The 21202-nt window shown below is 46.6% G+C and carries 24 protein-coding genes and 1 other RNA gene; 20 read left to right on the forward strand and 5 right to left on the reverse strand.

What is annotated here, in order from left to right; all coding sequences use genetic code 11:
• Positions 1 to 265 precede the first annotated feature (265 nt).
• The 18 genes from rpsU (at position 266) to BM613_RS11600 (ending at position 16606) form a co-directional block, all read left to right on the forward strand.
• Positions 266 to 445 (forward strand): 30S ribosomal protein S21, encoded by a 180-nt coding sequence (gene rpsU / locus BM613_RS11510; protein WP_109431337.1) that lies wholly within the window; start codon positions 266 to 268, stop codon positions 443 to 445.
• Positions 446 to 500: 55 nt separating this feature from the next.
• Complete coding sequence (locus BM613_RS11515; protein ID WP_109431338.1) at positions 501 to 965, forward strand: GatB/YqeY domain-containing protein; 465 nt, start codon at positions 501 to 503, stop codon at positions 963 to 965.
• Between the two features lie 113 nt (positions 966 to 1078).
• A complete protein-coding gene (gene yqfC, locus BM613_RS11520; protein ID WP_181363100.1) occupies positions 1079 to 1357 on the forward strand; it encodes a sporulation protein YqfC in 279 nt (92 codons plus the stop codon).
• 12 nt (positions 1358 to 1369) lie between these two features.
• Entirely contained in the window at positions 1370 to 2569 is a 1200-nt protein-coding gene (locus BM613_RS11525; protein WP_109431340.1) for a sporulation protein YqfD, read from the forward strand.
• A 26-nt stretch (positions 2570 to 2595) separates the two neighbouring features.
• Positions 2596 to 3582 carry a PhoH family protein gene (locus BM613_RS11530; protein WP_109431341.1) on the forward strand — a complete coding sequence of 329 codons (987 nt, stop codon included), beginning with the start codon at positions 2596 to 2598 and terminating at the stop codon, positions 3580 to 3582.
• Entirely contained in the window at positions 3579 to 5702 is a 2124-nt protein-coding gene (locus tag BM613_RS11535) for an HD family phosphohydrolase (protein WP_109431342.1), read from the forward strand. Before BM613_RS11530 ends, BM613_RS11535 begins: the two co-directional genes overlap by 4 nt.
• Before the next feature lie 24 nt (positions 5703 to 5726).
• Positions 5727 to 6212 carry an rRNA maturation RNase YbeY gene (gene ybeY / locus BM613_RS11540; RefSeq protein WP_245926371.1) on the forward strand — a complete coding sequence of 162 codons (486 nt, stop codon included), beginning with the start codon at positions 5727 to 5729 and terminating at the stop codon, positions 6210 to 6212.
• Positions 6202 to 6708, forward strand: a complete 507-nt coding sequence (locus BM613_RS11545; RefSeq protein WP_181363101.1) for a diacylglycerol kinase family protein — start codon at positions 6202 to 6204, stop codon at positions 6706 to 6708. The genes ybeY and BM613_RS11545 overlap by 11 nt, the downstream gene beginning before the upstream one ends.
• Positions 6701 to 7102: a cytidine deaminase gene (locus tag BM613_RS11550; protein ID WP_245926372.1), complete on the forward strand. Its 402-nt coding sequence runs from the start codon at positions 6701 to 6703 to the stop codon at positions 7100 to 7102. Before BM613_RS11545 ends, BM613_RS11550 begins: the two co-directional genes overlap by 8 nt.
• The gene (gene era / locus BM613_RS11555) at positions 7095 to 8000 is read left to right on the forward strand and encodes a GTPase Era (protein WP_109431346.1); all 906 of its coding nucleotides are present in this window, start codon (positions 7095 to 7097) and stop codon (positions 7998 to 8000) included. Before BM613_RS11550 ends, era begins: the two co-directional genes overlap by 8 nt.
• A gap of 116 nt (positions 8001 to 8116) precedes the next feature.
• On the forward strand, positions 8117 to 8263 hold the full coding sequence (locus tag BM613_RS11560) for a YqzL family protein (RefSeq protein ID WP_109431377.1): 147 nt from the start codon (positions 8117 to 8119) through the stop codon (positions 8261 to 8263).
• A gap of 33 nt (positions 8264 to 8296) precedes the next feature.
• Entirely contained in the window at positions 8297 to 9070 is a 774-nt protein-coding gene (gene recO, locus BM613_RS11565) for a DNA repair protein RecO (RefSeq protein ID WP_109431347.1), read from the forward strand.
• Between the two features lie 418 nt (positions 9071 to 9488).
• Complete coding sequence (gene ccpN, locus BM613_RS11575) at positions 9489 to 10118, forward strand: transcriptional regulator CcpN (RefSeq protein ID WP_109431349.1); 630 nt, start codon at positions 9489 to 9491, stop codon at positions 10116 to 10118.
• Between the two features lie 18 nt (positions 10119 to 10136).
• Positions 10137 to 10955 carry a pyruvate, water dikinase regulatory protein gene (locus BM613_RS11580; protein ID WP_109431350.1) on the forward strand — a complete coding sequence of 273 codons (819 nt, stop codon included), beginning with the start codon at positions 10137 to 10139 and terminating at the stop codon, positions 10953 to 10955.
• 320 nt (positions 10956 to 11275) lie between these two features.
• The gene (dnaG, locus tag BM613_RS11585; protein ID WP_245926376.1) at positions 11276 to 13186 is read left to right on the forward strand and encodes a DNA primase; all 1911 of its coding nucleotides are present in this window, start codon (positions 11276 to 11278) and stop codon (positions 13184 to 13186) included.
• The gene (gene rpoD, locus BM613_RS11590) at positions 13183 to 14328 is read left to right on the forward strand and encodes an RNA polymerase sigma factor RpoD (RefSeq protein ID WP_109431352.1); all 1146 of its coding nucleotides are present in this window, start codon (positions 13183 to 13185) and stop codon (positions 14326 to 14328) included. Before dnaG ends, rpoD begins: the two co-directional genes overlap by 4 nt.
• Before the next feature lie 268 nt (positions 14329 to 14596).
• Positions 14597 to 15739, forward strand: coding sequence for an acyl-CoA dehydrogenase family protein (locus tag BM613_RS11595; protein WP_109431353.1), 1143 nt, complete (start codon positions 14597 to 14599; stop codon positions 15737 to 15739).
• 84 nt (positions 15740 to 15823) lie between these two features.
• A complete protein-coding gene (locus BM613_RS11600) occupies positions 15824 to 16606 on the forward strand; it encodes a tRNA (adenine(22)-N(1))-methyltransferase (protein WP_109431354.1) in 783 nt (260 codons plus the stop codon).
• On the opposite strand, the gene BM613_RS11605 is transcribed toward BM613_RS11600, so the two are convergent.
• The 4 genes from BM613_RS11605 to BM613_RS11620 all read right to left on the reverse strand — a co-directional run bounded on the left by BM613_RS11605 (position 16603) and on the right by BM613_RS11620 (position 19104).
• The gene (locus BM613_RS11605) at positions 16603 to 17472 is read right to left on the reverse strand and encodes a hypothetical protein (RefSeq protein WP_109431355.1); all 870 of its coding nucleotides are present in this window, start codon (positions 17470 to 17472) and stop codon (positions 16603 to 16605) included. The two genes, BM613_RS11600 and BM613_RS11605, sit on opposite strands and share 4 nt — an antisense overlap.
• Positions 17473 to 17476: 4 nt before the next feature.
• Positions 17477 to 17884, reverse strand: coding sequence for a hypothetical protein (locus tag BM613_RS11610; protein ID WP_109431356.1), 408 nt, complete (start codon positions 17882 to 17884; stop codon positions 17477 to 17479).
• Positions 17885 to 17953: 69 nt separating this feature from the next.
• Positions 17954 to 18472 carry an RNA polymerase sigma factor gene (locus BM613_RS11615; protein ID WP_109431357.1) on the reverse strand — a complete coding sequence of 173 codons (519 nt, stop codon included), beginning with the start codon at positions 18470 to 18472 and terminating at the stop codon, positions 17954 to 17956.
• 29 nt (positions 18473 to 18501) lie between these two features.
• Positions 18502 to 19104: an undecaprenyl-diphosphatase gene (locus BM613_RS11620; protein ID WP_181363103.1), complete on the reverse strand. Its 603-nt coding sequence runs from the start codon at positions 19102 to 19104 to the stop codon at positions 18502 to 18504.
• A gap of 135 nt (positions 19105 to 19239) precedes the next feature.
• On the opposite strand from BM613_RS11620, the gene rnpB reads away from it, so the two are divergent.
• Together rnpB and BM613_RS11630 are read left to right on the forward strand one after the other, a co-directional pair.
• An RNA gene (gene rnpB / locus BM613_RS11625) (RNase P RNA component class A) lies at positions 19240 to 19670 on the forward strand.
• A gap of 79 nt (positions 19671 to 19749) precedes the next feature.
• Positions 19750 to 20187: a DUF309 domain-containing protein gene (locus BM613_RS11630; RefSeq protein ID WP_181363104.1), complete on the forward strand. Its 438-nt coding sequence runs from the start codon at positions 19750 to 19752 to the stop codon at positions 20185 to 20187.
• 41 nt (positions 20188 to 20228) lie between these two features.
• On the opposite strand, the gene BM613_RS11635 is transcribed toward BM613_RS11630, so the two are convergent.
• Positions 20229 to 21194, reverse strand: coding sequence for an inorganic phosphate transporter (locus BM613_RS11635; RefSeq protein WP_181363105.1), 966 nt, complete (start codon positions 21192 to 21194; stop codon positions 20229 to 20231).
• Between the last annotated feature and the right edge of the window lie 8 nt (positions 21195 to 21202).

Consider the following 21202-nt stretch of genomic DNA (forward strand, 5'->3'; position numbering starts at 1 on the left):
CAGTGTTTGTTCTGCTCGCACTAGGGGTTGTCTTTATGCTGATGCCGCGAAAACAGCCACATGTCGTGCATACCGTTTCATTTGCAGAGGAGAACGAAGGAGAGGCTGTCCATGTCACGTGAGATTCTCAGTTTGAAGTATGAATAACCTGCGACGGTATCCTAGGTTGACAGTATTTGCTGTAGTGGAATATAATCTGCTTTGATATGTATGTGGCTAGCTTTGGCTAGTCTTGCAAGTGTTCGGTGGAGGGAGGGAAACCTGTATGTCCGAGATCAAGATCCGTAAGAACGAATCTTTGGATAGCGCGCTCCGTCGCTTTAAGCGTGCTACTGCAAAGGACGGCATCCTCGCCGAAGTAAAGAAACGGAAGCATTACGACAAGCCAAGCGTGGCTCGAAAGAAGAAATCGGAAGCTGCACGTAAGAACAAAAAGAAATTTTAAAGTGTGCTGTTTGAAAGTGAATTCGGGAACTTACGACAAGGGAGCGAACAGGCGCGTGAAGTTAGCCGATCGCCTATCAGAAGAATTAAAGCAGGCTATGAGGGACAAGGACAAGGTTCGCTTGTCTGTTTTGCGATTGATTAAAGCGGCGATGAAGAATCAAGAGATTGAGTCTCACCACGCACTGTCGGACGAAGAAATCTTGTCTGTCATTCGCAAAGAGGTAAAGCAGCGCAAAGATGCATTAGAGGCTGTAAAAGGCTCTGAGCGCGCAGATTTTATCGCTTCTGTGGAAGCAGAACTTGAGGTCTTATCTTCCTATTTGCCAGCACCGCTTGCTCTGGATGAAATTCGCTCGATCGTGTTGGACGTGGTTCGTGAGACGGGAGCGTCTTCGCGAGCAGACATGGGAAAAGTAATGCCTGTAGTGATGGAACGTGTGGGATCGCGAGCGGAAGGAAAGACCGTGAGTCAAGTCGTGCAAGAAGTTCTCGCAAGTCGATCCGCAGCTCATGAATAGGTTGTAAACCGCATACTTTTGCAGTGAGATGGGCGACCCGTTAGGGTCGCCTTTTTGTTATGCGGCATATCTCTTTCTATTATGGCATAAACGTCTTTCGAGGAGGGATGTCCATGAAACGCCGGTGGAGAGATAAAACGGAGCACATGGCGGCTGAATTGCTAGAAATCCCCAAGGACACCCTGTTGCATGTGCCTCGCGTCATGTTGATAGGCAATGAACAAGTCGTTGTTGACAATTATAAGTCCATTCTTTCCTTTGAACCTGAGCTCATTCGCATCGCTCTTGCTAAAGGAGAAGTGGCGATTAAAGGCACTCGCTTGGCGTTTAAGGTCATTGTTCCAGAACAGCTTGTCATCGAAGGCACAGTATCTAGTGTAGACTTTCACTAGGGGGGAAAAACGGTGGCGATACGCATTGCAGAGTTTTTCAGTGGTTCTGTGCGCGTGCTTGTCCTAAAAGATCAGAGCCGAACTGTACTGTCGGCTCTGATCGCTCGCGGAGTCCCCCTATTTGATGTGGAGCATGTTGCCTCCGAACAATATCAGTTGACTCTGAGTTTGGCTCATGTAAAGGAACTAGTACGGGCAGTGCGTCTAGCATCAGCTAAAGTGCAATTTATCAATAAATGGGGGCTTCCTTTTGTTTTATGGCGAGCTCGGCGCAGAAAAGCATTTATTGGTGGCGCTCTTTTTTTTGTTCTTGCTCTTTACACGTTGTCTGGCTTTATTTGGCATGTGGAGATTGAAGGTACAGATCAACCGGAAGTAATTCAGGCGGCGCTACAAAAATTACATGTATATCCTGGTGGGTTGTTGTACCGAGTTGTCGATCAAGATGCTCTACAACTTGCGCTGTTAGATGCATTGCCTGATCTGTCATGGGTTGGCGTACGAATGCATGGGACTTCAATCTACATCCGGGTGATTTCGCGCATTCAAGGTGCGAAGGTTCAGCCAACTACTCCGCAAGATATTGTGGCAAAAGTGCCGGGGGTCGTCGCGATTGTTTTGGCAGATAACGGACAGGCGGTAGTGAAACCCGGACAATTTGTAACTCCTGGGACAATACTCATATCTGGTGTTTTAGAAGATGGCAAGTCTGTACATGCCAGTGGGATAGTCCGCGGTATCGTATGGTATCGCTCAGATGTCACATTGTCACAAAAGACGACGGTAGATTTGTTAAGTGGTGAGCATGTTTCGCATGATTATCTGATGCTTGGAAAGTTTGCCTTGCAAATTTGGGGGTTTTCTCATCCGCCCTATACACATGAAGAGGTTCAGAGTATAGATGTTCCTCTGAAGCTTTGGGACTTGACGTTGCCCCTTGTTTTGCGCAAGGAGACTGTTTATGAAGCGATACCTCATACCGTCGCGTTGACTGAATCGGCCCTTACTGCACGCGGATTACAGTTTGCGGCGACAGATGTTCTCGCAAAGTGTAAAGGGGAGGGGAAAGTTCTTCGTCAAAATATTTTACAGCGCAAACTCGAGCATGGTAAGCTATATATGACTGTGTGGACAGAAGTGCTGCAGGATATAGGGATTAATCAAGCGATCTCCCCTCAAAAACCAGAGACAGGGAAGAAAATTACAGGTTGATTTTAGGCCGCGAATAGTTAGAGGAGATGGGAGCGCGATTGAGTGAAGAAAGCGTAGTCTCGCAAAAGATTCTTCTGCGCGATAATGAGGAAGCGCGAGCAATTTTCGGACCCCAAGACGCGTATATTCGCATGTTAGATCAGGCATTTGCATGTACACTGATCAATCGAGGGAATGAACTGAGCGTACAGGGTACGCCAATGGTTGTGGAGCAAGTTGTTGAATTGATTGGAGTCTTCAAGCAACTTATTCGAAAAGGACATCCGCTGTCTGAACGTGACGTGCTGTATGCACTTGAATTGCAGAAAAAGGGCGACCTTGCCCATCTTTTAGACCTTTTTCAAGAGGATTTAGCGCAAAGTTTTAAAGGGAAAGTAATTCGCGTAAAAACGATTGGTCAACGTGCATATGTAGAAGCGATTCGAAAGCACGACATTGTTTTTGGTGTGGGCCCGGCGGGAACAGGGAAGACCTATCTGGCAGTGGTGCTCGCATATCTAGCTTTAAAAAATGGGCTTGTCAAACGCATTGTACTCACCCGACCAGCGGTTGAGGCTGGAGAGAACTTGGGTTTTTTGCCGGGGGATCTTCAGGAAAAAGTTGACCCCTATCTGCGACCTCTGTATGACGCATTGCACGATGTGATGGGACCTGAACAACTTGCGCGTTCTATGGAGCGCGGTTTAGTAGAGGTGGCACCTCTTGCGTATATGCGAGGGCGGACGCTCGAGGATGCGTTTGTCATCCTTGATGAAGCGCAAAATACGACTCCCGAACAAATGAAAATGTTTTTAACACGGCTTGGGTTTGGTTCAAAGATGGTGATTACCGGAGATATTACACAGGTTGATTTGCCGCGCGGCAAACGTTCGGGGCTGCGTGAAGCGCTTCGTATTTTATCAGATATTGATGGAATTGCGTTTGTCGTGTTGGAAGAATCTGATGTTATACGCCATCAACTGGTGCAAAAAATTATTCATGCATATGCAAAGGATGAGGTCGAGCGGGGATGATAAATCCAAAAAGATCGAAATCCGCGGTGACCACGTTGCTAAAGGATTACAATTTGCGGTTTGGTGCGCGCTTTCGAATTGCGATTTATCTGTTTTTGACCTTTGTGCTGTTTTTTACGCTTGTCGGTACAGTCTTACCTGAGAGGTACGACTTATCTGCCGGTCAGGTCAGTCAAGTGACGATTCGCGCGCCGATTGATGCTGTTGACACTTATGCTACGCAGGCAGCCCGGCAGGCCGCTGCAGCACTTGTTCCGCCTCGTTATGACATCAATCCAGCGACTGAACAAGATGCATTGGCTGCCTTAGATCGCCTGTTTAATGCAGTGAACATCGTTCGTGGTGAACCAACGCTTAGTCCTGATACCGCCGTCACGCAAGTGCGTCAGTCGGCACCGCGCAAATTGCCGTCGGCAGTAATTGCAGCTCTCTTGCAGATGCCGCCAAGTGAACTGACGGTGGTAAGTAGTGATGCGGTACGCATTGTTCAGCAATTGCTGCAAGCTAGTTTTTCAGCGCGCGACATGGAGCGTGCTTCACTGATTGTCGATCAACAATTGGTGACTCTGCAGGTGGACGAGCAATTGCGCGTAATTATCGGTCAGATTGTCTTGTCCGTATTGCAGCCCAATCTCGTGTATAACGAGGTGTTGACTCAAGAAGCGAGATTGGCTGCTGAACGCAGTGTGCCAGATGTGTGGATTAATCGCGGCGACGTGATTGTTCGGCGAGGACAATTGATTACACCGACGATGATGAGCGAATTACAAGATTTGAAGTTGCTTAAAACACAACCTGACTATGGGATTTATATAGGGTTTTTCTTTTTTATTGCGCTATTAGTTTTGGCTACAGCAGCTTTTATCCAATTGCGCAGCCTGCGCATTTCACGCGATAATGTATACTTGTTGCTCTATTCTATCGTGATTATTTTTTCTGCTGGTTTGATTTTGCTTGCCAAGTCAGCTGTAGATGTGGGTGTCCCTCCAGACATTTCCTATGCCTTGCCGATTGCCATGGCGAGTATGATGCTTGCCATGTTTTTTGGATCATCACTTGCCGTGCTCTCGTCACTCCTCCTGTCTATTTTGACGAGTGCGGCGTTTGGTTTTGAATTTCAACATTTTTTTACACCGCTCATTGGGGCGCTTGGTGCAGTCATGGCGATGACACGCGTTCAACATCGCAGTGTTTTTATGCGGGCGGGTTTTTTAACGGCGTTATTAAATGCGTGTACGATTATTGTTATGCACTTTATCTTGACATCTACAGACTCTGGGCTGCACGAACTTGCTTTTGAAGTGATCTATGGAATTGTTGGAGGGTTATTGTCTTCTGTTTTAACGATTGGCTTGATGCCCTTTTTAGAGACGGCATTCGGCGTAGTAACCCATATGGGATTACTTGAACTCGCGAATCCCAACCATCCTTTGTTGCGTAGATTACTGCTTGAAGCACCGGGGACTTACCACCATAGTCTGATCGTGGGCAATCTTGCAGAATCGGCTGCAGAGGCGATTGGTGCAGATCCTTTGATCTGCCGCGTTGGGGCATATTATCACGATGTAGGGAAGATGAAACGCCCTTTATTTTTTGTGGAAAATCAGGTTTCTGGAGAAAATCCGCATGATAAGGTGTCTCCCAATCTCTCCTACTTAATTATTACCTCACATGTGACAGATGGGTTGAAAATGCTTGAAGAGTATAAATTGCCAGCGCCTGTCCGCGATATTTGTGCAGAGCATCATGGGACAACGGTCCTGTGGTACTTTTATAACAAAGCGGTAGAGGAGGATAAACACCATACGCCTGATGTAGATCAGTATCGCTACCCTGGACCGCGCCCACAGTCTAAAGAAGCTGCTATTGTCATGATGTGCGATGCAGTAGAGGCCTCTGTGCGTTCGATGGGGAAACCAACCCCACAGCGAATTGAGGCGCTGATTCGCAAGATTATGAAAGATCGATTACAAGATGGTCAACTCGATCAATGTGATATTACGTTTAAAGATTTGGAACGTATGGTAGAGGCGTTTATGCGTACATTACAAGGAATCTATCATGAGCGTATTGAGTATCCTGATCCCGCCAAGATTGTGGACAATCACAGCAAGGGCTGATCAATGGAAAAAGGGGGAGTGCATGTGAAACAAGCGGAGGATCTCGTCATCCATTTTTCAAATGAAGTTTTGGATGCGGCGCTCGATGCTAAGCGTATGGAAGAAATCGCAAATGCTGTTTGCAAAGAAATTGCAATGCGTGCGGACTTGCCAAAATCAGAGGTCTCGATCACACTTGTCGATAATGCGACGATTCAAGAACTTAATCGAAACTATCGCGATCGCGATCAGGTGACAGACGTTTTATCTTTTGCATTGTTAGAAGGGGAAGACGAACCGCAAATTGCAGATCCTTTGCCCATCGTGACTTTAGGCGATATCATCCTTTGTTGGCCGCGTATACACGAGCAAGCGGCGGAGTATGGGCACAGTGTAGAACGGGAATTCGCATTTTTAACTGCACACGGCTTTTACCATTTACTTGGATATGATCATCAAACGGAGGAGACAGAACAAGAAATGATGCGATTGCAAGAAGCAGTGTTAAGTGCACTCGGTTTTGAGCGGTGAGGCAATGAAAGGGCTCGTGCGCAGTTTTCGCTATGCGTTTAATGGCATGGCCTATGCTTTGGCGACACAGCGCAATATGCGTGTGCACTTTTTGGCGGCCTTTGTCGTGATCTTTTTATGTACAGTGATTTCAATCAATGTACTGCAGATCACCACCGTTTTGTTTTCGATCGCGTTAGTGATTACCTTGGAGATGGTAAATACTGCAATTGAACATGTCGTTGATATGGTTACTTCAGAATTTCATCCTTTGGCTAAAGTCGCAAAAGATGTAGCTGCGGCCGCAGTATTGATCGCTGCGGCTAATGCTGTTGCGGTTGCGTATCTCGTATTTTATGACAAGTTAAATCCAATTCATTGGCGGACTCTGCGTACACTTTTACAGCCGCCGTTCATCGGTGTCGTATTGATCGGCGTGCTCTGTTTAATGGTTGCGGTTTCTGGATATGCAGTACACCTGCGATTACGCGGAAAGGATGTACATACAAGTGGATAATTTTAATTTTTTACTGCAGCAGGCGCAAACAGTACGCGAAAACGCCTATGTCCCCTATTCGCAGTTTGCAGTGGGAGCAGCAATTCAAACGGATTCTGGAACTGTATTTACAGGGTGTAATGTCGAGAATGCTTCTTACGGGTTAACTAATTGTGCAGAGCGTTCGGCCGTTTTTCGAATGATCGCGTCTGGAGAACGCAAAATTCGCGCAATCGCTGTGATTGCAGATGCGCCACGCCCCATCGCACCATGTGGGGCTTGCCGTCAGGTATTATCAGAATTTGGGTCAGAAAATACGATCGTATTGTTAGCGAATGTTGCAGGTGAAAGACTACAGACAACGCTAGGAGAATTATTACCTTATGCATTTGTAAAGGAGGATTTGAATGGCTGAGCATCAACGGAAATCAGGCTTTGTTGCTATTATTGGTCGACCCAATGTAGGGAAATCCACTCTGCTCAATCGCTTAGTCGGGCAAAAAATTGCGATCATGTCAGATAAACCCCAGACGACACGCACTCGCATTCGTGGAATTCTTACGCGCGAAGAAGGGCAAGTGGTATTTCTTGACACCCCGGGTATGCATCAACCGCGTCATCAATTAGGTCAGTATATGATGGAAATTGCGGAAAATTCAATTCGCGAAGTGGATTTAGTTATGTGTGTAACAGATGCTTCTTTTGCTGGAGCACAAAAAGATGAATATGTACTCGATAAGATAAAAGAGGCGCGTGTTCCTTCCGTGCTCGTGCTAAATAAGGTTGATCGTGTAGCGGATAAGTCTCAACTCTTGCGTTTGATTGACGAGTATCGAGCAGCTTATCCTTTTGTAGATATTATTCCGATCTCCGCAAAAACAGGTGAGCAAGTCGATGTATTGACGAAGGTAATTTATGAACACTTGTCAGAGGGACCGATGTACTACCCAGAGGACATTGTTACTGATCACCCAGAGCGTTTTATCATTGCAGAATTGATTCGTGAAAAGGTTTTGCTATTGACGCGTGAGGAGATTCCACATTCAGTTGCAGTGGTCATTGAACAGTTAGAAACGCGAGATGACCGAGATGTGCTTTATATCAATGCGCTCATTTACACTGAGCGAGACTCACAAAAGGCAATTTTGATCGGGAAAAACGGGGATCTCTTAAAAAAGGTCGGCATGTTGGCGCGTCACGACATTGAGAGTATATTTGGTTCAAAAGTTTTTTTAGAACTTTGGATCAAAGTAAAAAAAGACTGGCGTAATCGCGAACATTTGCTGCGCTCATTTGGTTATGAACAGGAGTAATTGTGTGCAAAAAATGGGCTGGTTTTCTTCCAGCTCTTTCATCGTATAGTTGTGTGTCTTCGCTTCATCCTATAGGTAATTGGTTTTGTTTTATGGGTGCCGAAAGGATGATTGCGATGCGAGACTTTTTATGGAACTACTTTTCTCTGACAGGAGCGATCGATGCTTATTTGCTCTATAAGGAGCATGAAGCTCTCGTGAATTCCTCCGATCAGGAGACACAGGCGGTTATCGCACAAGAAGAAGCCGATTCTGTTCCATAGTTGTTTTTTCGCAACTTCAGAAGGAGCGCCAAAATGCTGGTTCGGATTCAAGGCATAGTTCTAAAAACATACTCAAAAGGTGAAGATGATCGGTTACTTCTCATCTTAACTCCGCAACTGGGTTTTTTGCGGGTACTTGCTCCGCGTGCTGAACGACCAGGTCATGCGTTGTCAGCAGCAACTCAGGTACTCGCAAAAAGTGATTTTATTTTGTACAGACCCGCTGCAGGAATTGCCGTGATCAGACAAGCATCATTACTAGATGCGTATGCTGACTTACGAAGTCATGTGGAGCGGCTTTCTTATGCACTTGCCATGCTGGAGTTGTTTTCGCGCATAAGCGAGGCAGTGCAAGACTGTGCACGAGAAGAATTTGTCCTGGTTCAATTGTATAAGGATATGATAGCTAGTTTGGAGCGACTACGCACTGCCGATGCACCGCTTTTTGCGCTTGCACATTTAGCCATTTTGACTTTGCCGTGGCTTGGACTGTCACTTTCTTATACAACATGCGCTGCGTGTTTTTCATCCCTACCACATGAAACATCTGTTTTTAGTTTTTTACATGGCGGTTTTCTTTGTCCATCTTGTCAAAGAGAAGAAAAAAATCAGGGTGCACTTATGTTGCATCCACGCGTGCGTCTGCTTATGGAAAAAATGAGTCAGGCTCATGTTGATCAGTTGCGCGAAGTTCGTGTCGAGGTGAATTTGCAAAAGCAAATTTACGTTGCAATTGCATTGTTTTTGCGTGAATATGCAGGAATTGTCTTGCGTTCTTTTGAAGTAATTCAACAATTGCAGGAATAGAGAATTTGGATAAAAAAAGCCACTTTGTTTTCTCAAGTGGCTTCGCGTACAATAGAGTCAGTTGCAACTTTAGAGATTCAGCTTGTGGTTTGTCACTGAGGAAGAGAAAAAAAGTGTGCAAACCGATAGTCTGAGAAAACAAAAATGATCCCAGTGACAGCACCCATCCAAAAATATCGGCTTTTCATCGTCTTTCGATTAAAGCCAAATGGAGTTCCCTTTTCATAAGAGAAAAAGCGTGCAGACACAAAGCCACATATAATAATTAAGACAAGGCGGGCTAAAATTTTTACAAGAATATGCAAACGATTGAACCTACCTTTCTAGTTTCCGTTTATTCATAGATTGATTGTACCATGCCGCTTTCGTTTGCGCCAAGTCATGCAGGAATAGGTCAGCGAGGTGAAAAACGATCGAACTGTCAAAACGACAACAGCAAATTGTCGCTATTGTTCGCGATCGCGGTCCGATTACTGGGGAGCGCATTGCTGACGAATTGTCGCTTACACGTGCAACACTGCGTCCTGACCTAGCTATTTTAACCATGGCGGGAATTTTAGATGCGCGCCCGCGGGTTGGGTATTTTTATATCGGCGATCATCATGCAAAGGACTTAGTGGGCGACTTGTTTCGTAAATACCAAGTGAAAGATTACAAATCGCTGCCCGTTGTCGTTCATGAACATACAACGGTATATGATGCGGTTGTTACGATGTTTTTAGAGGATGTAGGCACACTTTTTGTCGTGCGTGATGAAGGCGTTTTAGTTGGTGTTGCGTCGCGCAAAGATCTGCTCAAAGTTGCTATTGGCCAGTCCAATCTACATGAGGTGCCTGTTTCAGTTGCTATGACAAGAATGCCAAATATCACGACCATTGATCTAGAAGCCACGATGTATGATGCAGCGCGTAAATTAATAGAGGCCGAAGTCGATTCGCTCCCTGTCGTTCGCTGTGGGAGTGAACAACAACTCGAGGTGGTCGGACGAATTACCAAAACTACTGTGACAAGGCTTGTTGTTGAGCTTGGTTCGCTGCGAAATGTCTAATCATTTGGGGGCATAGAGATGGAATTTCATTTACCGGCGATCGTGTACGTAGTTTCAGATTCAGTGGGGGAAACTGCCGAGTTTGTGGTGCGGGCGGCTGCGAGTCAGTTTGATCATGGAAATTTCGAAATCCGGCGCTTTTCATACGTTGACTCCGTTCAAACGATTCAAGAAATTGTTGCGGCAGCAGATGAAATGGGTGGGTTTATTGCATATACATTGATTCTACCAGCTCTTCGGGAGGCGATGCGCGCAGAAGCAAAGCGTGTGGGCGTTCGCGCAGTTGATATTATGGGGCCGATGATGTCTGCGTTTGAAGACGTTTTTAGTGCAACGCCAAAGTTGCGACCAGGTTTAGTCCACCAATTGGACGATGAATATTTTCGACGGGTGGAGGCGATCGAATTTGCAGTTAAATATGACGACGGTCGCGATGTTCGAGGGTTGTTGCGAGCCGATGTGGTCCTTGTAGGAGTTTCGCGCACTTCAAAAACGCCACTAAGCATGTATTTAGCTCATAAACGCGTGCGTGTGGCTAACGTGCCACTCGTTCCTGAGGTTCAGCCGCCAGATGAATTATTTGAACTTCCCCGAAATCGTGTGGTTGGTCTTACGATTAATCCAAAAGAGTTAAATGTGATTCGCCAAGAGCGATTGCGCCATCTTGGACTTCACGAACAAGCGTATTACGCAAGTGAACAACGAATTTTAGAGGAATTAAATTATGCAGATTATGTGATGAAGCAGCTGGGGTGTCCTGTGATTGATGTTTCACGGCGCGCTGTAGAAGAAACGGCAGGTATCATCTTAAGCTTGATCGAGGCGCGGGAAAGATAAGAAACTTTTGTTGCAAATGCGGATTTTTTGTGTCCATTTTGCCGATTGTCGGAAAGCGGAAGGATTATTTCTGTTTTATCGCGTACATCTATATACAAGGGCAAAGAAAGTAGGTTTAGATGTCGCTGACAAGAGTTACACTAGACAAATGTCGAATACTTTGTGGACGAACTGACAGTGTCGATAAATTTCTGTGCGTCGAAAGCAGGAAAGTGTAGAATCTTGGCGAATAAAGTTACGTATGAGATAAAACAAAAGATGACGCATGACAATCAGAATCCAAAGTCGCATTGAGCGAAGGGGGATTAACTTCTGTGAGCATGCGCATTCCAGAGGAATTTCTTGCTTTACTGCGTCAGAAAGTCGACATTGTAGACGTAATTTCGGAGTATGTACGGCTAAAGCGGGTTGGACGCTCTTTAGTGGGCTTGTGTCCATTTCATTCAGAGCGAACACCATCGTTTCACGTGACGCCCGGCAAGGGGTTTTATCACTGTTTTGGGTGTGGGGCTGGGGGGACAGCCGTCACGTTTCTTATGGAGATCGAGCAACTCACTTTTCCCCAGGCAATTGAGCGTCTGGCTAAACGAGCAGGCTTGCCTATGCCACAGGTCGAGAACGATCCTCTAGAAAGTGAAGATCGCAAACGACGGGAGCAACTTTACGAAGTTAATGCGCTAGCGACCAAATTTTACAATCATATTTTAATGAATCATCCTGCAGGCGCGCAAGGGCTTTCTTATCTTTTAGGACGCGGACTTACAAAAAAAACAATCGCTCAGTTTCAATTGGGGTTTGCTCCGTGGGGCGGCCGAGAACTGGTGCGGTTTTTGCGTAAACGCGAGTTTTCGACAGATGTGATTGTCGAAGCGGGATTAGGAATGCTTACGTCTGATGGGGAGTTAGTGGATCGCTATCGCAACCGTGTAATGTTTCCGATCGGAGCTTTGCAAGGCCGCACGATCGGGTTTGGGGGTCGCGCACTTGGCTCAGAAGAGCCAAAGTATCTGAACACGCAGGAAACGCCGATCTTTCGCAAACGAAATGTGCTGTATGGATATGCACTTGCACGTCAAGCCATACGCAAAACAGGTCAAGTGGTATTGCTAGAAGGGTATATGGATGTGATTGCACTTCATCAACATGGCCTTGCGAATGCAGTTGCAACACTTGGAACGGCGCTCACACAAGAACAGGCATCGATCTTGCGAAGAGTTGTTTTGGATGACGTGATACTGCTTTATGACAGCGACTCAGCTGGGCAAAAGGCGGCGCTAAAGAGCATTGAAATTTTGCGCGAAATGGAGATTCCTTTGCGCGTAGCGAGCATACCCGATGCGAAAGATCCAGATGAAGCAGTTCGAGAACTTGGGGCGGATCGTTTTAAAGCGGAATGCCTCGAGCAGACGATGAGTGCATTGCAGTTTCAATTGCTGCAGTTAACGCACAAGCATCCAAATCATCTGACAAGTGATCGACTCGACTATCTCCGCGATGCAGTGAATATCCTTGCTGAGGAGGATAGTTCGATCGAGCGCGAAGCGATGCTAGAGTGGCTAAGTAAGACGTATTCCATCTCTGTTGCAGCGCTAAGAGATGATCTGCAGACGCAATTGCGCACAAAAAGCAAGCGTCCTCAGGCGAATGCCTTTGCAAAAAAATGGGATACTATTAGGCATATGCCGCAAGATCTGGAATCGGGTCGCAAAAGTACTCCCATCGATGAACGGCTACCATTAAGACATGAAGTAGCTGAACGGCAACTTCTGGTTTATATGTTACTCGATTCTGATGTCGTGAAACAAGTACAAATGAGTGTCCACTCTGAATTTTCTTTGCCGATGCATAGTGCTTTGCAAGCTTATTTGTACGCCTTTTATGCTGAACATGAACACGCGGATCCGGAACTATTTTTGGCAACGATCGATGATTCCGCGGTGCTGCAGTTTGCGACGAAATTGTTGCAAGAAGCGATTGAGAGCGCGGAGCCCGATCATGCGCCCGATCCGCAAGTGGTTCGCGATTATATACAGTGTCTTATAGACCATGATTTAGAGCGCGAAATGGCGCGCGTATCAAGCGAGTTAAAAAGAGCGCTCGAACAAGGTGATACGCTCGCGATGAAGCAAGCAGAGGAGGAACTGTGGCGATTGCGCAGTGAATTAGCGAAAGGTAGTAAGCCTGCGCTTATCGTGCAGGCGCCAAGAACCGGAAGGAGGAGCGGACGATGAACAAGGAGTTGCAAGACGATATGCGTTCAGGGCGAACGCTTGAAGATGTGAGGGAGCACTTGCTTGCCTCTGGGAAAAAGCGAGGCGTCTTGACATACACCGAGATCATGAACCGGCTATCTCCTTTTGATCAAGACAGCGATCAGATTGAAGATTTTTTTGATCAGGTAAATGAGCTTGGTATTGAAGTCATCAATGAGGGAGATGACGATCCGCGTGCGAATGATGATCTCCCTTCTGACATGGAACTGGCCGAAGAAGATGTGCGGCATGAGGAATTTGATTTAAATGATCTGACCATTCCCCCGGGAATTAAGATCAACGACCCAGTTCGTATGTATCTCAAAGAGATCGGTCGCGTTCAATTGCTCTCGGCAGAAGAGGAAATTGAACTTGCAAAGCGTATTGAAGAGGGCGATGAGGCGGCGAAACGGCGCTTGGCAGAAGCGAATTTGCGTCTGGTGGTTAGTATTGCTAAGCGGTATGTTGGGCGCGGGATGCTCTTTCTAGATTTAATTCAAGAAGGAAATATGGGATTAATTAAAGCCGTCGAGAAATTCGATTATCGTAAAGGATATAAATTTAGCACGTATGCGACGTGGTGGATACGTCAAGCGATTACGCGCGCAATTGCAGATCAAGCGCGGACAATTCGGATACCGGTGCATATGGTTGAGACGATCAACAAGCTGATTCGTATTTCGCGTCAGTTACTTCAAGAATTGGGTCGAGAACCTAGTGCAGAAGAAATTGCAGCCGAAATGGACATGAGTCCAGAAAAGGTTAGAGAGATCCAGAAGATTGCCCAAGAACCTGTCTCTCTCGAGACGCCAATCGGCGAAGAAGATGATTCGCATTTAGGTGATTTTATTCCGGATGACGATGCTTTGGCACCAGCTGATGCAGCAGCTTATGAATTGTTGAAGGAACAACTCGAAGATGTTCTTGACACGCTTACCGAGCGCGAAGAAAATGTCCTGCGGTTGCGCTTTGGATTAGATGATGGACGGACGCGAACACTTGAAGAAGTGGGCAAGGTTTTTGGGGTTACACGTGAACGAATTCGTCAGATCGAGGCGAAGGCGCTACGCAAATTGCGTCATCCAAGTCGCAGTAAGCGCTTAAAAGACTTTCTAGAGTAAATGGATCTTACAAAATTGTACAGTGCGTATGTTCTCCGCTTATTGTACTAAGGCGGTTGTACAGCGCACTGTACAGTGAACAGTTTGCGTTTTTATACACTGTCAAAGGACCGGTAGATTCGCTATAATAAAAGAGTCGTTGAGTAAGGGCTTTCATCATTTGCTCCGACTGAACGATCAGTCGGCTTGAAATGAATGAAGTCGGACGGGCTGTCGGGTGTACACATTCGAATTGCAGCCGTGATATTAAACTTGTGGGGTGACGTCTGTGAATTTTGATTTATCGCAAGAACAATCGATGATTGTGAAGATGGTGCGGGAATTTGCTGAAGAGGAAATTGCGCCAAAAGCTGCAGAAGTGGATCGCAATGCACGCTTTCCAATTGAAACTTTTGAAAAGCTTGGAGAATTAGGTTTACTCGGGTTGCCGATCAGTGAAGAGTATGGAGGAGCTGGGGGAGATACAATTTCCTATGCGCTTGCAGTAGAAGAAATCGGGCGTGCGTGTGGAAGTACAGGATTGAGTTATGCAGCTCATGTGTCTCTTGGGTGTGGTCCACTTTATTACTTTGGTACAGAAGAGCAAAAGAAAAAGTATCTAACTCCTTTAGCAAGTGGCAAAGCGCTTGGTTCATTTGGTTTGACGGAGCCAAATGCTGGTTCTGATGCAGGGGGGACACAGACGCGCGCAGTTCGCGATGGTGACTCGTATGTTATCAACGGCAGTAAGTCGTTCATTACAAACGCTGGCTATGCTAAAACGATTGTCGTGACAGCTGTAGTTGGAAAAGATGAGCGAGGCAAAAATCGCATTGGGGCGTTTATCGTCCCTACTGATACAAAAGGGTTTTCTGTTGTGCGCACGTATGAAAAAATGGGGTTGCGTGGAAGCAATACGGTTGAATTATCATTAGAAGATGTACGAGTGCCGGCAGAAAACTTGCTTGGGAGTGAATCGGCGGGATTTAAGCAGTTCCTTTATACGCTGGATGGTGGGCGCATTAGCATAGGTGCTCTCAGTGTGGGTCTTGCGCGTGCCGCCTATGAAGCAGCATTACAGTATGCGAAAGAGCGTGTTCAATTTGGACATACCATCTCGAAATTCCAAGCGATTCAGTTTAAATTAGCTGATATGGCGATGCATATTGAACTTGCTCGGGATATGGTTTTAAAAGCGGCATGGCTGAAGGATCAACATCGACCCTTTACAAAGGAATCAGCAATGGCGAAATTGTTCGCATCTGAAATTTGCATGCGTGCTGCTGACCAAGCGGTGCAGATCCATGGAGGGGCTGGATATGTACAGGACTTCCCTGTAGAGCGTATTATGCGGGATGCGAAACTTATGGAGATCGGAGAAGGGACCTCTGAAGTACAGCGCCTTGTCATTGCAAGACAAATTGGCTGTTAAATAACGGTTTCTTAACTGTCGCCAATTCCCTGAGAGGCGGCAGTTTTTTATCTTTTTAGTGATACAGAATATGGAGATGGAAGTATGCATGAGCTTTCTTTACGATTACAGACGGTTGCTGATCAAATAGGGACAGTGGAGTGTTTTGCAGATATCGGAAGTGACCATGGTTTGCTCCCGATTGCATTGGTTAGAGCTGGACGTGCAAAGCGAGCGATTGCCGTGGAAGTGGCAAAAGGACCGTGTGCCGCAACCGCTCAAGCAGTTTTACAAGCGAAGTTGCAGGAGAGCATTGAAGTGCGTTTGGGGGATGGACTCACTGTCCTACAAAAGGAAGAAGTCGATGCTGTTGTCATAGCAGGTATGGGAGGACAAACAATGTGGGATATTCTTACATCCAAACATGCCGATCAGGTTCTTGTGCAAGATCATGCAGTTCGCCTTGTTTTACAGCCGATGGCGCAGGCGGGGCTCATGCGTTACTTTGCTCTTCATGGTGGCTATGAGGTATGTCAGGATGTGCGATTGATTGATAAGGGGATACATTATGAAGTGATGTGTCTGCAACCCCATCGTACAAAGCAACGGGTTGCGATGGCACCACGCGCACAACGTTTGCGTGAAGCGTATGAGCAACTTGCTCCTCAGGTAAAATGGCGCTTCGTATTTGGTGAAACTTTATTGCACGCAAAATCCCCACAGGTGCTTTTACAAATGCAAAAAGAAGCGCGTGCATTTAAACGCGTGCTAAAGCAAGCGCACTCTGGACGTTCAGAGCGGGCGCAAGGGCGGATTAATAAGCTAAAAAGCGAGCTCGATGCACTTCTTGAACTGATGAGCAGCGTGTATGGGGTCTCTACATTCTAATCGTGGACATGGCGAACAAGTTCTGGATGAAGCATCACAGTCCACATACTACCCACTCCTAAAATCCATAGTGCAACAAAAGCAAGAAAACCAACGAGTGGCACGTTACATAACAGTAAAATAGCAATTGCTCCATATAATGCTGCAATTCGTCCTGGATCCCGTCCAATAAATTCTACAATCGTACGTCCAATTTTATTGGTGACAAGAATCATGCCAGTTAACCCAAGCAGTGCGTACAGGAGAAGGATTGCGAATGTAGCGATCCAAATTCGCGGGGATGCATAGCTTGCAAATGTGAGTAGTGCTGGAATCATTGTAATGACAAGTCCAGTTGTAAATAGTCGCAAATACTTTCTTCCAATCAACGCACTCACACGTAGATCTCTTCGAAAGATCAAACTGCCTCCTACAGCGAATGTAACAAATAAAACGGCTGCTATGCTTGCATTTAAGAAATACAGACCCAGACTCACAAGCCCTGCAAGAGTGAGTGTAGTGAATATTTTCGTATTGGGACCAAGAGCAAATATTCCTTCTGTAACAGTTGCGCCTTGATCCTGTGTGATACTGCCGCCAAGAGAAAGAACAAAAGCAGAATACGATCCGGGTCGTAAGACGATATTTCCACCAATTGCGAGAATAGAGTTGGTTACGCTACCTTCTACAATCACGGGCTGTTCAATTGCGACTACAGTATCTACATTTTGCTGTTTAGGGATGATGATTGCATGATTCACTTTGTCAGGCTGTGATGAGGTGTTCGCGTAGGCGAGACGGATCGAACCAGCAAAGGACAAAAAAAGAACGAACAAGAGCAGGATCCCAAGAATAAAAATTGATTTTGGTCTTTGTGTGCAGTTCATACGTTCACCTACTTGTGCGCGCTAGACGCGTAGCAGACATTCCAAGACCTATAGCGAGCAAGATCAGGACGCTAGTCACAGCCGCCGTTTCTAACGACGAACCAGAAGAGCCGTTCAGGGAGCTTTGTAGCAGTATCCCTTGAAGCCCCATATAAATTCGCCATAGTGCATACCCCAGCATGCGTCCAGGGGTTACAAGAAGTACAATAAGCGGCGAAGCGATGCCGATGAGGCTTAGGATCATCGTGGCCAAAGCAAGCCGATTGCGTCGCTTACTTTGCGCGCATCTGGCTGCTTCAACGATGCGGACGGCTAAATCATGACTAGGTTCGACGGCAAAGGCAGAGAGTAAAGCAGCCTTAATTTTGGGATCAAGTGGTTCTGAAGCGGTTGTCTCTTGATCGTCTCGCATAGCGGTTCCCTTTCCCTTCTGAGTTTCGCTGTATTGCAATCAAAGGTTTAAATACGTCTGTATCAATGATTATAAAAATTTGCGTAAAGCTTGTTTTGCATAGGCTAGGCGAGATTTTACGGTTCCAATTGGCACGCCTAAAATACGGGCAATTTCTGTGTACTCATAGCCATCACGCTCTCTAAGTAAGAGAATCGCGCGGTGGTCAGGAGAAAGTTGTGCAAGCGCTTCTTCAATAACTGTGCGTAAAGTCGGGTCATTTTCACGCTCTGGAATTTCAGCAACATTCTCAATGGGTTCCGCCTGGTGCCGTTTTTGTGAGCGCATATGGTCAATCGCTAGACGGGTTACGATCGTCGTCAGCCACGCCGAAAAGGCGCTCGGTTCCTTTAGTGTATGCAATTTGCGAAACACTTTTAAAAAGGCGTCTTGTGTGACCTCTTCGGCATCGCGCGGCGAGTGCAAAATAGCATACGCCGTCTGATAGGCTTGGCGATGGCGGGCAGCAACTAATGCTGCAAACGCCGTGTCATCTCCCAATTGTGCCTGGCGAACGAGAGCATTGAGGAGTTCTTCATCTCCCGTCAAGTTCCCATCCGCCTCCTATCTATCGTGAATCACGATTTGTTTGCAGATTCCACGCGCGAAAGACGTGCGCTGATCTTTTCCCAATTTGCGATGAGTTGTTTAATCAAGTGATCCATGGGTTTTTTGGCTGCTGCAACTACAAATGTCGAGAACAGTCCGACTCCAAATCCACCGAGTACATCAGTTGGATAGTGTACGCCGACGTATACTCTGGAAAAACCAATCAACAGTGCTAAGATCGCAAAAAATGTCCCCATGGCATGATCGCGCAAGTACGCTCCCCCGGCAAGACCAGTTGACCCTGTCGTATGATCACTTGGAAACGACGCGTCTGCCGCGTGATGAATCAGTGGGACTGTATGCAATGTGACAAAGGGGCGTGGCCGAAAAAAGAAATGTGCAATAAGAACATTGATCAATAAGCCGAACACTCCTGTAATTCCTGCAGAAAGAGCAGCTTCACGGTGGATCTGACGCAAATTGGAAGGCTTACCCCAAAACCAGTAAGCGAGTAATAGTGCCGCGTAGATATAAAGGCCATCTTGTGCCAGTCCAATCATTAGACCGTTTAACCACGGGGTATAAGTATGCATATGGTAAATCAAAAAATACAGTTGTACATCCCAACTCATTATACCACTCCCTTTATTTGTGCTCATGGTAAGAGACGTGTTGAAGAAGGAATTTGTTCATTTTGGGGGACGGAACTTTTTGGTTAATACATCCTGTTGCATATGACGACTACGTGTGGTTCAATATAAATTCAGGGAAGTAACCAAGGCAATCGCCGGCGCAGTACCGAAAGGTCGCGCGGGAGGAAAGTCCGAGCTCCATAGGGCAGGGTGCTGGGTAATCCCCAGTGGGAGTGATCCTAAGGAAAGTGCCACAGACATGTAGACCGCCGATGGCGTTCGTTATGTAGAGCGCACAGGCAAGGATGCAACGGTGCGGTAAGAGCGCACCAGCGATGCGAAGACGCATTGGCTAGGTAAACCCCACCTGGAGCAAGACCGCATAGGAGTGCATTGTGGCGGCCCGTCACGCACTCGGGTAGGTTGCTTGAGCGGCGCGGTAACGCGTCGCCTAGATAGATGATTGCCGCCTCATGCCGTGCGAGGCGAGAGTGGCCTATAAGGGCGAAACATCGCCGTTTGCAGCACGCGAGGAACAGAACTCGGCTTATCGGTTGCTTCTTTCAAAAGAACCCAAAAGGCAACAAGCCTCCTGGGTTCTTTAATGTTGCTCAAATGAGATGGATGGTGTGGAGGCTCTGTGCGGTGGACCCACGTTTACTGAGTTATTTATATTTTTTTAACATAAAGAGAGATTATTATGAATGCCATGAATATGGAGAAGCTTTATGGCTTGACAGTGGCCGTCCACAAGTGCTAAAGGGTCTGATTCAGGCTGCAGTGTGTTTGTATCATTTGCAAAGTGGAAATGTTCGTGGTGGATATGCGATGTGGGTGCGTGCTCGCAAATATCTGGAACCGTATATGCCAGTTTATGAGCAGATTAACTTGGAGCGCTTGCGTCAGGAGATCGATCGCGTTTTTGCAAAAGTTCCCAGTGAGTGGTATGACCAAACAGTTGCACAGGAAAAGATTGCTGCTTTACAACTTCCGATTGTATCGATTTGGATTGAGGATGATGCGATCCAGTCTGCTCTTCATACGTTTGTCCCTCCGTCCCATGATGAGGAAAGGATCCCATGAAGTTAACGGATGTTCTTTCATCTTTGGTGAGATTGTGAGAGTCAGTGAAGGTGTGTGATCCATGCTGCAAAAAGGCCAAAGATGACGGCTACCGGCAAAGTTAACCCCCAAGCAATGAATAATCGCACTACTTTTTTTATCTCTAAACGCTGATGGTGTAAATCGCGCCCTACACCAAACAGGGCGCTGTCACTCGTTTGCGTCGTGCTCACTGGGCCGCCAAGTGTAGCTGCAGTAATGACAACGAGGGCTGCGGAACTTTGAATGGCGACGACATGCTTTGGTTTTAGTTTATAAAAGGCTTCTCCAATTGTCCTTGCTATGCGTTGCCCACCAAGTAAACAACCAACTAACCAAATAGCGGTAGAACCCCCTACAAGAAGCGGGGTTATTGTGAAATGTCCGGTTTGATGGGCAAGAAGAAGCAGTAAAGCGGCAAGCCCAATTGCTTTTTCCGCATCGTTTGCTCCGTAGGCGACTCCTTGGATAAATGAAAGAATATAGGATAGTCGTCGCCACAAAGGATCGAGCGGGCGAGTGACGCGGTGTCGATAATGGCGTTCAATTCGATAACTGATCGCTCCAGCGAGAAACCCAAACACGACAGATAAGAGCACAGAAAAAATTGTCATCCAAAATCCGTGCCAGTGAATTGCACGAATTCCGATTGATTCGATCGTGGCTCCGATGAGTCCACCGATCAGGGCAAGCGAGGTGCTCGTTGGCAGGCGAACGAGCCAAGTTAAGACAAGCGTAGCTAAAGTTGCAAGCAATGCTTCATTTAGCACATGTATGTCCCCGTGATGAAGCAAGATAATCTCTTGTCCCACGGTTTTTGCTACGTGCGATCCAAGAATAAAGGGACCAACGGCAATCCCGATAACGAGTAGTGTGAGGGATTTGCGTGTTTTTGTACCCGCGTGTTCAAATAATCCAAGTAAATTTCCGCCGTCATTCCATCCCGAGAGGCCTTGGAAAATGGCGATAAGAAAAAACGCAAACCACAAGGTGATCA

It is taken from the genome of Sulfoacidibacillus thermotolerans (genome assembly GCF_003144315.1).
Taxonomy (GTDB): Bacteria; Bacillota; Bacilli; order Alicyclobacillales; family SLC66; genus Sulfoacidibacillus; species Sulfoacidibacillus thermotolerans.